Annotated in this window: 13 protein-coding genes; all 13 read left to right on the top strand. The window is 34.0% G+C overall.

Annotation, left to right across the window (positions count from 1 at the left end):
* Positions 1-93: 93 nt before the first annotated feature.
* The 13 genes from ACFCYN_RS03170 (at position 94) to ACFCYN_RS03110 (ending at position 13,889) form a co-directional block, all read left to right on the top strand.
* Positions 94-753, top strand: coding sequence for a tetratricopeptide repeat protein (locus ACFCYN_RS03170; protein ID WP_375947453.1), 660 nt, complete (start codon positions 94-96; stop codon positions 751-753).
* A 34-nt stretch (positions 754-787) separates the two neighbouring features.
* Positions 788-3,145, top strand: a complete 2,358-nt coding sequence (gene recD2 / locus ACFCYN_RS03165; RefSeq protein ID WP_172447420.1) for an SF1B family DNA helicase RecD2 — start codon at positions 788-790, stop codon at positions 3,143-3,145.
* 112 nt (positions 3,146-3,257) lie between these two features.
* Positions 3,258-3,446, top strand: coding sequence for a hypothetical protein (locus tag ACFCYN_RS03160; RefSeq protein ID WP_098121811.1), 189 nt, complete (start codon positions 3,258-3,260; stop codon positions 3,444-3,446).
* A 13-nt stretch (positions 3,447-3,459) separates the two neighbouring features.
* Entirely contained in the window at positions 3,460-3,594 is a 135-nt protein-coding gene (locus ACFCYN_RS03155; RefSeq protein WP_098121810.1) for a DUF3918 family protein, read from the top strand.
* A 606-nt stretch (positions 3,595-4,200) separates the two neighbouring features.
* Entirely contained in the window at positions 4,201-5,268 is a 1,068-nt protein-coding gene (locus tag ACFCYN_RS03150; protein WP_172447421.1) for an AI-2E family transporter, read from the top strand.
* Between the two features lie 366 nt (positions 5,269-5,634).
* Positions 5,635-8,286 carry an alanine--tRNA ligase gene (gene alaS, locus ACFCYN_RS03145; protein ID WP_375947450.1) on the top strand — a complete coding sequence of 884 codons (2,652 nt, stop codon included), beginning with the start codon at positions 5,635-5,637 and terminating at the stop codon, positions 8,284-8,286.
* Positions 8,287-8,401: 115 nt separating this feature from the next.
* Entirely contained in the window at positions 8,402-8,668 is a 267-nt protein-coding gene (locus tag ACFCYN_RS03140) for an IreB family regulatory phosphoprotein (protein ID WP_056472706.1), read from the top strand.
* 3 nt (positions 8,669-8,671) lie between these two features.
* Positions 8,672-9,088, top strand: coding sequence for a Holliday junction resolvase RuvX (gene ruvX / locus ACFCYN_RS03135; protein WP_172447423.1), 417 nt, complete (start codon positions 8,672-8,674; stop codon positions 9,086-9,088).
* A 95-nt stretch (positions 9,089-9,183) separates the two neighbouring features.
* Positions 9,184-9,474, top strand: coding sequence for a DUF1292 domain-containing protein (locus tag ACFCYN_RS03130; protein ID WP_056472710.1), 291 nt, complete (start codon positions 9,184-9,186; stop codon positions 9,472-9,474).
* Positions 9,475-9,655: 181 nt separating this feature from the next.
* Positions 9,656-10,690 (top strand): endolytic transglycosylase MltG, encoded by a 1,035-nt coding sequence (mltG, locus tag ACFCYN_RS03125; protein WP_172447810.1) that lies wholly within the window; start codon positions 9,656-9,658, stop codon positions 10,688-10,690.
* 232 nt (positions 10,691-10,922) lie between these two features.
* Positions 10,923-11,588, top strand: a complete 666-nt coding sequence (locus ACFCYN_RS03120) for an O-methyltransferase (RefSeq protein WP_098121805.1) — start codon at positions 10,923-10,925, stop codon at positions 11,586-11,588.
* Positions 11,575-12,507 carry a peptidase U32 family protein gene (locus tag ACFCYN_RS03115; RefSeq protein ID WP_172447424.1) on the top strand — a complete coding sequence of 311 codons (933 nt, stop codon included), beginning with the start codon at positions 11,575-11,577 and terminating at the stop codon, positions 12,505-12,507. Before ACFCYN_RS03120 ends, ACFCYN_RS03115 begins: the two co-directional genes overlap by 14 nt.
* A 104-nt stretch (positions 12,508-12,611) precedes the next feature.
* Entirely contained in the window at positions 12,612-13,889 is a 1,278-nt protein-coding gene (locus tag ACFCYN_RS03110) for a peptidase U32 family protein (protein WP_172447425.1), read from the top strand.
* The last annotated feature ends 15 nt before the right edge of the window (positions 13,890-13,904 follow it).

Here is a 13,904-nt window from a genome sequence, read left to right as displayed (position 1 = left end):
AGTGTTAAATAGAAAGATTTGGTTATTTCATAAACTTAGTAGTTATGATTAAAAGATAAATTAATTGAAAGAAAATACATAGAGGTGTAATACATGAATAATTTTGAACGCGGAGTTGCAGCCCTTCAAGAAGGAAACTTAGAAGTTGCAGCTAATTTTTTAACGAAAGAAATAGAAGAAAATCCTACTAACTCATTAGCATATGTTAATTTTGGTCAGCTTTTACTATCAATGGGCGATGTAGAACGAGCTTGTCGCTTTTTTGAAAAAGCTTTAGAACTTGATCCAGAACTAGCAGCTGCACACTACGCTGTCGGAACAGTGTATTTTGAGGATGGAAAGTTTGATTTAGCAAAAAATCATTTTCAACATTGTGTGAAACTTGGTATGAATGATAGCGATGTACATTTTATGATTGGATTATGCTGTGTAAATAATGGAGATGATCGTTTTGCACTTCCATTTTTTCAACGAGCGATTGAGCTAGACGAAAAAGACGTAGATGCATTATTCCAATATGGTCTTACTTTAGCAAAATTAGAAATGTTAGAAGAAGCAAAAGTAAATTTAGAAAAAGTATTACAATTAGATGAACATCATGCTGATGCACACTATAATTTAGGTATTATTGCGATGTTTGATGATCAAGTTGAAATTGCTAAAGCTCATTTTAATAAAGCGATTGAAAATCAAAATGATCACATGCTTGCTATGCATGCATTAAAAGTGATTGAAAATAAAGAAGAAGAATAAGTTACTTTAGTTTTAAAGCTTGGGAGGTGGAGAAATGCAAACGCAAAGTGAAATGGAATTGTTTGTTGATGAAACACCTTATATTAAAGGAAATGTCACAACAATCATCTTTTATAATGCAGAAAATTTTTATACTGTTGCAAAGGTAAAAGTGGTCGATACAAATTTATCAAATTGTGAACAGGAAATGACCATTACAGGGAATATTCCAAGAATGAATGAAGATGAGTCATATACATTTAAAGGGATTCTAAAAGACCATCCAAGGTATGGTAAACAATTTCAAATTTCTTCGTTTGAAAAAGAGCTTCCATCTACTAAAAAAGGTGTTATCCAATATTTATCATCAGATTTGTTTAAAGGAATTGGAAAGAAAACGGCCGAAAAAATTGTTGATCATCTAGGTGAAGGTGCAATTAATAAAATTTTAGATAAATCTGATAGCTTAGAAGGGGTTCCCGGGCTGGCAAAAGCAAAGGCTAAAGAAATTTATGAGACCATTTTATCTCATCAAGGTCTTGAAAAAGTAATAAGCTTTCTAAGTAGCTACGGTATAGGTACAGGGTTATCGATTAAAATTTATAAGACTTATAATGAATCAACTCTAGATGTTATACGAACAAATCCATTTAAGTTGATTGAAGATGTAGATGGAATTGGTTTTGGAAGAGCAGATGAAATTGGTCGAGCAATCGGAATTACTGGAAATCATCCTGATCGAATACGAGCGGGTTGTATTTATATTTTAGAGCATTTATCGATGCAAGAAGGACATGTTTATATTACACAAGACCAGTTTATTGACGAAACTAGACAATTATTAATGAAACAAGATAAAGAGCTTGTCGAAGCACTCGACATTTCTCGGGAAATGAAACGTTTAGTAGCAGACGGCAAGCTAGTAATGGAAGACGAGCGGATTTATTTAGCTGCGCTTTATTACGCAGAAAAAGGGATTGTGAATGCAATCCAAAAATTATTAAGCAGTGCTCCAGATTTAGGTGAAATGACTGAATCAAGATTTGTAAAAGAGCTAGAAGAACTTGAAGCAAAGATGAAAGTGAAATATGCACCTTCGCAAGCAGAAGCAATTAAAAAGGCGATGGAGTCAGCGATGATGGTTTTAACAGGTGGGCCTGGGACAGGGAAAACGACAGTAATAAAAGGCATTGTAAATCTTTTCTCGAAAATTCATGAACTATCATTAGATCAACATTCTTACCCGAAAGATGATCCATTCCCATATTTGCTGGCTGCGCCTACTGGAAGAGCTGCAAAACGCATGAGCGAAGCAACAGGATTACCAGCAGTTACAATTCATCGTTTGCTTGGTTGGACAAGAGAGGGCGAGTTTAGCCATCACGAGGACAATCCTTTAAATGGAAAATTACTGATCATTGATGAGTTTTCAATGGTTGATGTTTGGTTAGGGAATCAACTGTTGAAAAGTATCCCAGAAGGCTGCCAAGTGATCTTTGTAGGGGATGAGGATCAATTACCGTCAGTTGGTCCAGGTCAAGTATTAAAGGATTTATTAAACTCTGGGACAGTTCCAACAGTGAGATTAAAAGACATTTACCGTCAATCAGAAGATTCCTCGATTATTACACTTGCACATTATATAAAAGATGGAACAATTTCCGAGGATTTATTTGAGCAAAGAAAAGATCGTTCGTTTATCGGTTGTTCAAGTCAACAAGTTGTTGAAGTCGTCAAAAAGGTGTGTGAAAATGCCAATAAAAAAGGTTTTCCTGTAAGAGATATTCAAGTGCTAGCACCGATGTATCGCGGTCCAGCAGGAATTGATGCACTAAATGTTGGGTTGCAAGAGGTGTTTAACCCTAAAAAAGAAAAGCAGCGTGAAATGCATTTTGGAGATACAACTTACCGTACAGGTGATAAAGTACTCCAACTCGTAAATGTCCCTGAAAACAATGTTTTTAACGGTGATATGGGTGAGATCGTTAATATATTTTTCGCTAAAGAAAATGTAGAACAACAGGACATCATAATCGTTTCATTTGATGGAAATGAAGTGACCTATACTAGACCAGATTTTTCTCAATTAACACTTGCTTATTGTTGCTCAATCCATAAGTCACAAGGTAGTGAATTTGATATTATTGTGCTTCCGATTGTAAAAAGTTATTATCGAATGCTACGAAGAAATTTAATTTACACGGCAGTGACAAGAAGTAAGAAGTTCTTAATTATATGTGGTGAACAAGACGCATTTATTCAAGGGATCGGTCGAACGGATGATGGACAAAGACAAACTACACTATGTATGAAATTAAAAGGGATCGAAAATGGTGAAGTACAGTTAGATAATGATTTGCCATTTCAGCTTTCAGATGAATTACCAAATCTTTCACCTTATGATTTCATGTAATTGACTAAGAATATATAGTGCAAGACGATTCCTGTACTAACGTATATTTTTATGAAAATTTGGTCACAATGCTTAGAAACATTGCCTTTTTTAGGCTAAGGGAGCGAGCGTTGTGATTTGTCCAAATTGTCATAGTAAAGACTTAGGGAAAATCGGTGTAAATCAATATTACTGTTGGGGTTGCTATATTGAACTAACAATTAATAAAGGCATGATTTATACCCACCAAGTTGAAGAAGATGGTACGTTAAGTTCGTTAGATGATTTATTTGACGATGAGGATCGAAAACTTAGTATGTAGGAGTGGTTAATTAATGGCTAGAAAAAGCTCTTTATTAGGTTTAGGTTTAGGTGCAGGTGCACTTGCGATGAAATTGGCGTACGACAATAAATGGCTTTCTTCAAAAAACATGAAACGCATGAGAAAGTCATTGAAAAAAATGCTTTAATTTTTGAGGCACATGTCTATATAGGCATGTGCTTTTTTGTTGTTGAAGTATAAATTAGTCAATAGTTAAAATGTTACTAAGTGATTTATCTGATGGTAAATCTTTTTTTGATGATGTTATTTATTTGTTTTAATAGATAATTTGTTTTTGAAATATCAACATTTTTTAGTAATGGTTTTTTTTCAGAATATAAATTATTGATGTTAATTGTTTGAACAAATTCAATGATTAGTTTATAAGTGACGATTTACAGATATGAGCAAAATAACCGAGTATTTTAATCTCTTTTTTCTAACCAAAGGGGATTAGTAAAGTTCTTATTTCATACTTTTTTTATTTCGAAGAAGTTGATTGGAACGGAGGGGTTCTCGACTCCTATGGGAAATGCGGGAAGGCTGAGACCCCGCAGGCTAGCCGAGGAGACTCAGGTCTCGCCCCATGGAAAGCGAGAATCCTGTAGTGGAAATCAACAACATATAGCTTCCCTTACTTGAAAAAAATTATGATTTCAGATCCAGGTGGAAGCGAGAAGACTTTTCAAATTTTATTGAAAGTCACATAAATTGATTGAAATTCTCCATACTATTATCAGTATGGAGGTTTTTTATGGACGGGTTAAAATTAAAGTGGATTTATCGATTATGTTTAATTCTATTAATTGGATTAGTTGGTATTGTATTTTATTATTTAAAACCAGTTTACTTACATATTGTGATTGGTATTTTGAAGTCGATGGTGCCGTTTTTGATTGGACTAGTTATTGCTTATTTATTGCACCCAGCAATTGAATACATTCATAGAAAAGGGTTAAAACGAGTATATGCGATTTTACTTATTTATTTTTTATTTTTTGGAGGATGTGTACTAGGATTATATTTGCTATTACCAATCTTCAAACAACAATGGGAAGATATATTGCGATCTTTCCCAAAAGTAATGGCATTATATGATCAGTTTTTATCTAAAATTGAGAAGAAAACTTCAAGAATGCCAATTTTTCTTCACAATCGAATTGATTTAATGATTAATGGGGCTGAAAAATCTGGTTTATCATTATTGAATAAATCAGGGGTATGGATGAAACAATTAGTAAACAATATTATTTCGCTCTTTATTATTCCATTTATCGTGTTTTACTTTTTAAAAGATTATAAGGTCTTAACGAAAATGTTATGGAAAATAATACCTTATAAATGGCGTTATGAAACAAAGGGTATGGCAAAGGAACTTGACAATACATTTGGAAAATATATTCGCGGTCAAATATTAGTTTGCTTTTTGCTTTTTGTTTTAGCAACAATTTTTCTTTGGATTGTTCGAATGAAATATGCTCTAGTGTTAGGGGTAATCATTGGCATAACAGATATAATTCCTTATTTTGGTCCAGTAATTGGAGCTGTACCAACTTTATTTTTAGCTGCTTCAGAAGGTACAAGTTTACTAATTAGAGTAGGTATTATATTAATTATTTTACAATTAATCGAAGGGAATGTTCTTTCTCCACTTATTATTGGGAAATCGATTCATACTCACCCGGTAATCATCATGTTTTCTCTCCTAGTTGCAGGTGAAGTAGCCGGGTTTGTAGGATTACTACTTGCTGTTCCATTGCTTGTTGTCGTCATTTCCGTTATACGGTATTTCAGTAATAGAAAAGAGCGACTCTCAACTTGACTTTCATTTTTTACAATGATACTATTTTTTCATACAATTATATTTGCAAAATTTTGAAGGAAAAAGTATGTCACAGACCATTTAAGCATTTACTAAAGAGAGAAGTTTCCTAGGCTGAAAGAAACTTTAATGAAGGGTGACAGAAAAGCTACTCCTGAATGCAGCTAATCACTGACGTCAGGCCACGTTACGGTCACTTGAGGTGATGAATAGACATCGAGGCAGCAAATGCCTAAGCAATTTGCTTTCTATTCATAATCAGGGTGGTATCGCGAGTACATCTCGTCCCTGTTTTAGGGACGGGATTTTTTTGTTTTTTTAAGTCATTTTATAACATGATAAATTTACTAAATGGAGGTTAATATAATGAAAAAGCTAACGGCTGCTCAAATTCGCCAAATGTACTTAGATTTCTTTAAAGAAAAAGGTCACTCTATAGAGCCAAGTGCATCTTTAGTACCAGTAGAAGATCCAACTTTATTGTGGATTAATAGTGGTGTAGCGACATTAAAAAAATATTTTGATGGTCGTGTAATTCCAGAGAATCCAAGAATAACAAATTCACAAAAATCAATTCGTACGAATGATATTGAGAATGTAGGTATAACAGCTCGTCACCATACATTTTTTGAAATGTTAGGTAACTTCTCAATCGGGGATTATTTCCGTGAAGACGCTGTAACATGGGGATGGGAGTTATTAACTTCATCTAACTGGTTTGGTTTTGAAAAAGAAAAATTATACGTTACTGTCTACCCAGAAGATAAAGAAACTTATGATTTATGGATTAAATTAGGGCTAGATCCAGAGCATATTATTCTGTTAGAAGGAAACTTCTGGGAAATCGGTGAAGGACCATGCGGACCATGTACAGAGATTTTCTATGATCGTGGAACAAAATACGATCCTGAAAACATTGGAATTAAATTATTAAAAGAAGATTTAGAGAATGATCGATATTTAGAAATTTGGAATATTGTATTATCTCAATTTAATTCAAAAGATGGTTTAGACCGTAAAGAATATCCTGAATTACCGAACAAGAACATTGATACTGGAATGGGCTTAGAGCGTATGGCAAGTGTACTACAAGAAGTTGATACAAACTTTGACACTGATTTATTTATGCCTATTATCAATGTAGTTGAAACAATCTCTAATGAAAAATACCGCAATGGTGATTTAGATAAAGATACTGCTTTTAAAGTAATTGCTGACCATATTCGTACTGTATCGTTTGCTGTTGCAGATGGTGCACTTCCTTCAAATGAAGGGCGTGGATATGTATTACGTCGATTAATTCGACGTGCTGTACGTTTTGCTAAAAAACTAGGCGTTGAACGTCCATTCATGTTTGAGCTTGTACCAGTTGTTGCAGAAATTATGGAAAGCTATTATCCAAACGTGATGGATAAGGTGCCATTTATTCAAAAAGTAATTAAAAACGAAGAAGAGCGTTTCCATGAAACTTTACATGAAGGCTTATCACTTCTTACAAATGTAATGAAGGATGCGAAAGCTAATGGAAGTACAGTCATTAATGGTGCAGATGTTTTCCGTCTTTATGACACATACGGATTCCCTATTGAATTAACAGAAGAATATGCAGAAGAAGAAGGATTAACTGTCGATCATGATGGTTTCGAAGTTGAAATGGAAAAACAACGTGAACGCGCTCGTTCTGCAAGACAAGATGTAGACTCAATGCAAGTACAAAGTGAGGTACTACGTGAAATTAAGGAAGCTTCATCATTTGTAGGGTATAGCGAAGGCTCGGTTGAATCTACAGTTCTTGTTCTAGTTCAAGACGGTGAAAGAGTTGAAGATGTAGCAAATGGTGAGGAAGCTCATTTAATTCTTGATGTAACGCCTTTCTACGCTGAAAGTGGAGGTCAAATTGCAGACCGTGGAACGATAACAGCTCCTGGTTTAAAAGTTGAGGTTCTTGATACACAAAAGGCACCTAACGGACAAAATTTACATCGTGTAAAGGTTGTTGAAGGTGCACTATCAGTAGGTTCAAAAGTTACTTCAACTATTAATAAAGCTAATCGTTCAAGTATCGTAAAGAACCATACAGCTACTCACTTATTACATCAAGCATTAAAAGATGTACTTGGAACTCATGTAAACCAAGCTGGATCATTAGTAAACCAAGAGCGTCTTCGTTTTGACTTCTCGCATTTTGGTCAAGTAACTGCAGATGAACTAGAAACAATTGAAAAAATTGTGAACGAAAAAATTTGGGAAAGTATCCCAGTTCAAATTTCTGAAAAAGCAATTGCTGAAGCAAAAGCAATGGGTGCAATGGCATTATTCGGAGAAAAATATGGTGATGTAGTACGAGTGGTACAAGTTGGAGACTATAGTTTAGAGCTATGCGGTGGTTGCCATGTTGATAACACAGCATCAATCGGTACGTTTAAAATTGTATCTGAATCAGGTATTGGAGCTGGTACTCGTCGTATTGAGGCAGTGACAGGAAAATCAGCTTATGAGTATATGCAGGAACAAATTGGTCAATTAAAAGATGCAGCTAGTCTATTAAAATCGAATACAAAAGACGTTGTTTCTCGTATTGAAACTTTACAATCAGATTTAAAACAATCACAAAAAGAAAATGAATCACTTTCTTCAAAATTAAGCAATATTGAAGCAGGAAATATTAGTAATAGTGTGAAAGAAGTAAATGGAGTGAAATTCGTTGCTGCTAAAGTAAACGGAGCAGATATGAATAGTCTTCGTACGATGGTTGATGATCTTAAAAATAAAATTGGATCTGTTGTTGTTTTACTTGGTTCTGCTAATGAAGGAAAAGTAAACTTAATTGCTGGTGTTACAAAAGATTTAGTTGGCCAAGGATATCATGCAGGAAATCTAATAAAAGAAGCTGCTACAATTTGTGGCGGCGGAGGCGGAGGCCGTCCAGATATGGCTCAAGCTGGTGGTAAAGATCCTTCAAAATTAGACGAAGCGGTTGCTTTTGTTGAACAATGGATGAACACGATTTCAAAATAAAAGAAAAATCGTGTACAATAACGAAAAATAAAAATTTTTAGCTGATTCGTAACTGTTCAATAAAAATGGTACAATGTAATTAGCTAAAAATATACGGATAAGTGGGGTGCTTTGTATGGATTCATTTGATAAAACGATGAAGTTTAGTTTGCAAGATGAAGGTCAAGATATACGAGTTAATGAAGTTTTGTTAAAGGTTCATGACGCGTTACAAGAAAAAGGCTATAATCCAATCAATCAAATAGTAGGATATTTACTATCAGGTGATCCTGCATACATTCCTCGTCATAATGACGCAAGAAGTATGATGAAAAAGCTAGAGCGCGATGAAATAATCGAAGAACTAGTTAAATCTTACTTACAACAACATCGTGGAGAATAATTAATGAGGGCACTTGGATTAGATGTAGGAACTAAAACAATTGGTGTAGCTGTAAGTGATGCTCTAGGTTGGACTGCTCAAGGTATTGAGACAGTTCGAATTGACGAAGAACGTCAGAAATTTGGACTAGACCGACTGAAAGAAATCATCGACAGCTACGAAATTGAAAAAATAATAGTAGGTTTACCTAAAAATATGAACGGAAGCATTGGAGAACGCGGTGAAGCTTGCAAGCGTTTTGGAAAAATGGTTGAAGAAGAATTCAATCTTCCGGTTATACTATGGGATGAAAGACTTTCAACGATGGCTGCTGAGCGTTTACTAATTTCTGCTGACGTAAGTCGTAAGAAAAGAAAACAAGTAATCGATAAAATGGCAGCAGTAGTTATTTTACAAAACTACCTAGATAGTATAAAGTGATAAAGAAGAGTGGAGCTTGGCCGAATAGAGGGCAAACTCCACATATTCACTTTTATACTTGTACATAAAAGGATTAAAAAATAGAGGTGATATAAATGGAACACGGTGAAGACAGACAAATTACAATCATCGATGAGGAAGGTAATGAGATTCTTTGTAATATTATTATGACTTTTGAATCAGATGACTATGGTAAATCATACGTAATTTACAGCCCAGTAGGACAAGAGTTTGATGAAGATGGAGATCCAATCTATCATGCTTCTAGCTTCATTCCTGCAGAAGACGGTGAAGATGGAGAGTTATATCCAATCGAATCTGACGAAGAATGGGAAATGGTTGAAGAAGTATTAAATACTTTCTTTGATGAAGAAGAAGGAGAATAATATTCTCGAATTTAAAAAATGCTAATCACTTATAAGGTGTTTAGCATTTTTTTTATGTAGAAAATTGCCGATTCACGACTTATTTGTAGTATACTATAACGTGGAAAAGGAGGTTGGTAACTTGACTTATAATGAATTTAATCAAAATGGATTCAATAATTCAAATAAAAAAGGCAGAGTTATGCGTATTTTTACATATCTTATCATTGCTTTAATTGTCTTAGTTGGAGCAGGCTTTGCTACATATAAATATATGTTAAAACCTGTTAATGCATCCGATAAACAAATTAAATTAGTAACAATTCCTGAAGGAAGCTCAGTTGATAATATTGCAGCAATTTTCAAAAAGAAAAACTTAATAAAAAATACAACAATTTTTAAACTATATGTGAAATTGCATAACAACGCTAGTCTTAAATCAGGCAACTATCATTTTAGTGAAAATCAAGGAATCTCAACAATTGTAAACCACCTACAAGTAGGGGGAAAATACCAAGTAGCGGTTAAGGATTTAATGATTCCAGAAGGATCTCAATTAAAGGAAATCGCTGCGATTATTGCAAAAGAATTTAAATTAGATGAAGCGAAAGTATTAAAGCAGTTAAATGATAAAGCATTTATCCAAGGTTTACAAAAAAAGTTTCCTCAATTATTAACAAATGAAATCTTTAAAAAAGGAATTAGATACCCACTAGAAGGATATTTATACCCTTCGACTTATATGTATGGAGATTTCACACCAAGCTTAGAGCAAATTATTACGCCAATGTTAAATGAAACTGTAAAAATTTTAGATCAATATAAAGTGGAAATGGCTAATAAAAAGCTTACACCACATCAAACTTTAACAATGGCTTCGTTAATTGAGGAAGAAGCTACAGGTACTACAGACCGAAAGTTGATTTCAAGTGTGTTTTACAATCGACTGAAAGTAAATATGCCTTTACAAACAGATCCAACTGTTTTATATGCTTTAGGTAAACATAAAGAACGTGTATTATATAAAGATTTAGAAGTTAAATCTCCTTATAACACTTACTATGTAAAAGGATTACCGGTTGGCCCAATCGCAAGTGCTGGTGTGGATAGTATTGTTGCTGCGCTAGAGCCTGCTAAATCAGATTATCTATATTTCCTAGCTGATAAAACAGGTAAGGTAATCTTCACTAAATCATTAGCAGAGCACAATACTGAAAAAGAAAAGCATATAAAATAAAAAATTGGAAATACTTGTATACAAAATATTAAATTCCTCAGTAGAACAAATAGTCTACTGAGGAATTTTGTAAATCAAAAAATAGTGTAAGCGTTGCAACAATTCTTGGTACTAGCCAAGGGTCTTTTTTTTATGTTAGAATATTACGGGTCTAAAAAATTCAGATACACAGAAATTTTACTTACACCTTGTTTTAAACAAGGTTGTATTTCTATTGGAGGCTTTATAAGCAATGAATGACGTTTTAGTTCGTCAATACTTGGCGAATTTTTATAAACATAGAGAACCTTTTATAGAAGAAATGGAAACATATGCATTGGAGCATCATGTACCAATCATGGATAAAGCAGGCATGGAATTTATGCTTGGTTTACTTTATTTAATTCAGCCAACTTCAATACTTGAAATTGGAAGTGCAATTGGCTACTCGAGTATTCGAATGGCAAAAGAGTTTCCAAATGTAAAGATTGTTACAATGGAGCGAAATGCAGAAAGAATTCGAAAAGCAAAAGAGTTTATAGGTCGAAGTGATTACGGTGATCGAATTTTACTTTTAGAAGGGGACGCTCTACTTTTAAAAGAAAAATTGCCTGACAATCGACAATTTGATGTTATTTTTATCGACGCAGCTAAAGCTCAGTATCAGCGATTCTTTGAATTATATGAGCCGTTATTATCAGATAGAGGTGTTATTATATCGGATAATGTACTATTTAAAGGTCAGGTTGCTGAAAGTGCGGATTTAGTTGATAATCGACGCAAGAAAGCTTTAATAAAAAGGATTCAAAACTACAATGAATGGCTAATGAACCACCCAAAGTATGATTCAACAATTATGCCGATTGGTGATGGAGTTGCTATTAGTAAGAGAAGGGGAGTTAATAATGATGAAGCCTGAATTATTAGTTACGCCAACTAACCTAAATGATATAGATAAATTAGCTGATGCTGGAGCAGACGCAGTTATTATTGGTGAACAACGCTTTGGATTACGCTTAGCGGGTGAATTTAATCGTGAAGCTGTAAAAGAGGCAGTAGAAATTGCACATAAAAAAAATGTAAAAGTATATGTAGCTATGAATGGCGTATACCATAATGAAATTCTTGATGAAATAGAAGACTACATTGCGTTTTTAAGAGATGCAAATGTTGATGCGATTGTTTTTGGTGACCCAGCAGTCCTTATGTCGGTACGTCAGATTGCACCAAACATGCAGTTACATTGGAACACAGAAACAACAGCAACAAACTGGTTTACATGTAATTACTGGGGTAAACGAGGCTCAAAACGTGCTGTATTAGCTAGAGAGCTAAGCTTTGAAGCTGTTGCTGAAATTAAAGAAAATGCGAATGTAGAAATCGAAGTACAAGTACATGGAATGACGTGTATGTTCCAATCTAAACGTTCTCTAGTAGGTAATTATTTTGAATACCAAGGTAAAAACTTAGAGATTATTCAACAAAAGAAATATGAAGAAAATATGTTCTTAGTTGACCATGAACGTAATAACAAATATCCGATTTTTGAAGATCAAAACGGAACTCATATTATGAGTCCAAACGATATTTGTATTATTAATGAGCTAGAAGAATTAGTTGATGCAGGTATAGATTCATTCAAAATTGACGGTGTCTTAAAATCTTCAGAATATATCGTTGAAGCAACTAAACTATACAGACAAGCAATTGACTTATGTGTAGATGACCGTGAAGCATATGAAGAAATCAAAGACGAACTTTTCGATAAAATCGAAGCAATTCAACCAGTAAACAGACCACTGGACGCAGGATTCTTCTTCAAAGAAACAGTTTATTAATAGAGCTTTTAAAAGAGGACAAACAGGTAAGGCAGAGAAAACTGGATTTGTAAGAGTTTTAGATTTCTGGGCTCACAATCCTGTATTAAAGAGGAGGATAAATGATGGCAATTGGACAATTAGATAAAATAGTTGATGGCAAACGTGTGATCGTGAAAAAACCTGAGCTATTAGCACCAGCTGGTAATTTAGAGAAATTAAAAATTGCAGTAAGATATGGCGCTGATGCTGTATTTATTGGTGGTAGAGAATTTGGTTTACGTTCGAATGCAGATAACTTCTCTTTAGAAGATATGGCTGAAGGGGTAGAATTTGCAAATAAATTTAATGCGAAAATTTATGTAACAACAAATATTTTTGCTCATAACGAAAACATGGACGGATTAGTTGAGTATTTGCAAGGAATTGAAGCAGCAGGAGTTACAGGTATTATCGTAGCTGACCCTTATATTATTGAAACATGTAAAGAGGCTGCTCCTAAATTAGAAGTACATTTAAGTACACAACAATCTTTATCAAACTATCGTGCTGCACAATACTGGAAAGAAGAAGGTTTACACAGATTAGTATTAGCACGTGAGACAAGCTATGAGGAAATTAAAGAGATTAAAGAAAAAGTTGACGTTGAAATTGAAACATTTATTCATGGAGCAATGTGTATTGCATACTCTGGTCGTTGTACATTAAGTAATCATATGACTGCACGTGATTCAAACCGTGGTGGATGCTGTCAATCTTGTCGTTGGGACTATGATTTAGTTCAAACTGAGTCTCAAAATCCAGATTCAGCGGAAAATGCTCTATTTGATGCAGAAGATTCACCATTTGCAATGAGCCCTAAAGATTTAAATTTATTACGTTCAATTCCTAAATTTATTGAAATTGGTGTAGATAGTTTAAAAATTGAAGGTCGTATGAAATCAATTCATTATGTTGCAACAGTTGTATCTGTTTACCGTAAAATAATTGATGCATATTGTGCTGACCCAGAAAACTTTGAATTTAAAGAAGAGTGGGTTGAAGAACTAGATAAATGTGCTAATCGTGACACTGCTTCTTCATTCTTTGAAGGATTCCCAGGAATGAAAGAGCAAATGTATGGAAATCATAGCAAAAAAACAACGTATGATTTTGCAGGTCTTGTATTAGACTATGATGAGCAAACAGGAATCGCAACAATCCAACAACGTAACTACTTTAAACCAGGTGATCAAATTGAATTCTTTGGTCCAGAAATCGAAAACTTCAAACAAACAGTTGGTGTAATTGTGAATGAAGAAGGTACAGAAGTAGATGCAGCAAGACATCCATTAGAAATTATAAAAATTAAAGTAGATCAAAAAGTATATCCTTACAACATGATGAGAAAAAAGTTAGTTTGATAAGAAAGAGGGATT

The sequence above is a fragment of the Gottfriedia sp. NPDC056225 genome (assembly GCF_042267765.1).
Taxonomy (GTDB): Bacteria; Bacillota; Bacilli; order Bacillales; family Bacillaceae_G; genus Gottfriedia.
This window is presented reverse-complemented; position numbering and strand designations above follow the sequence as displayed.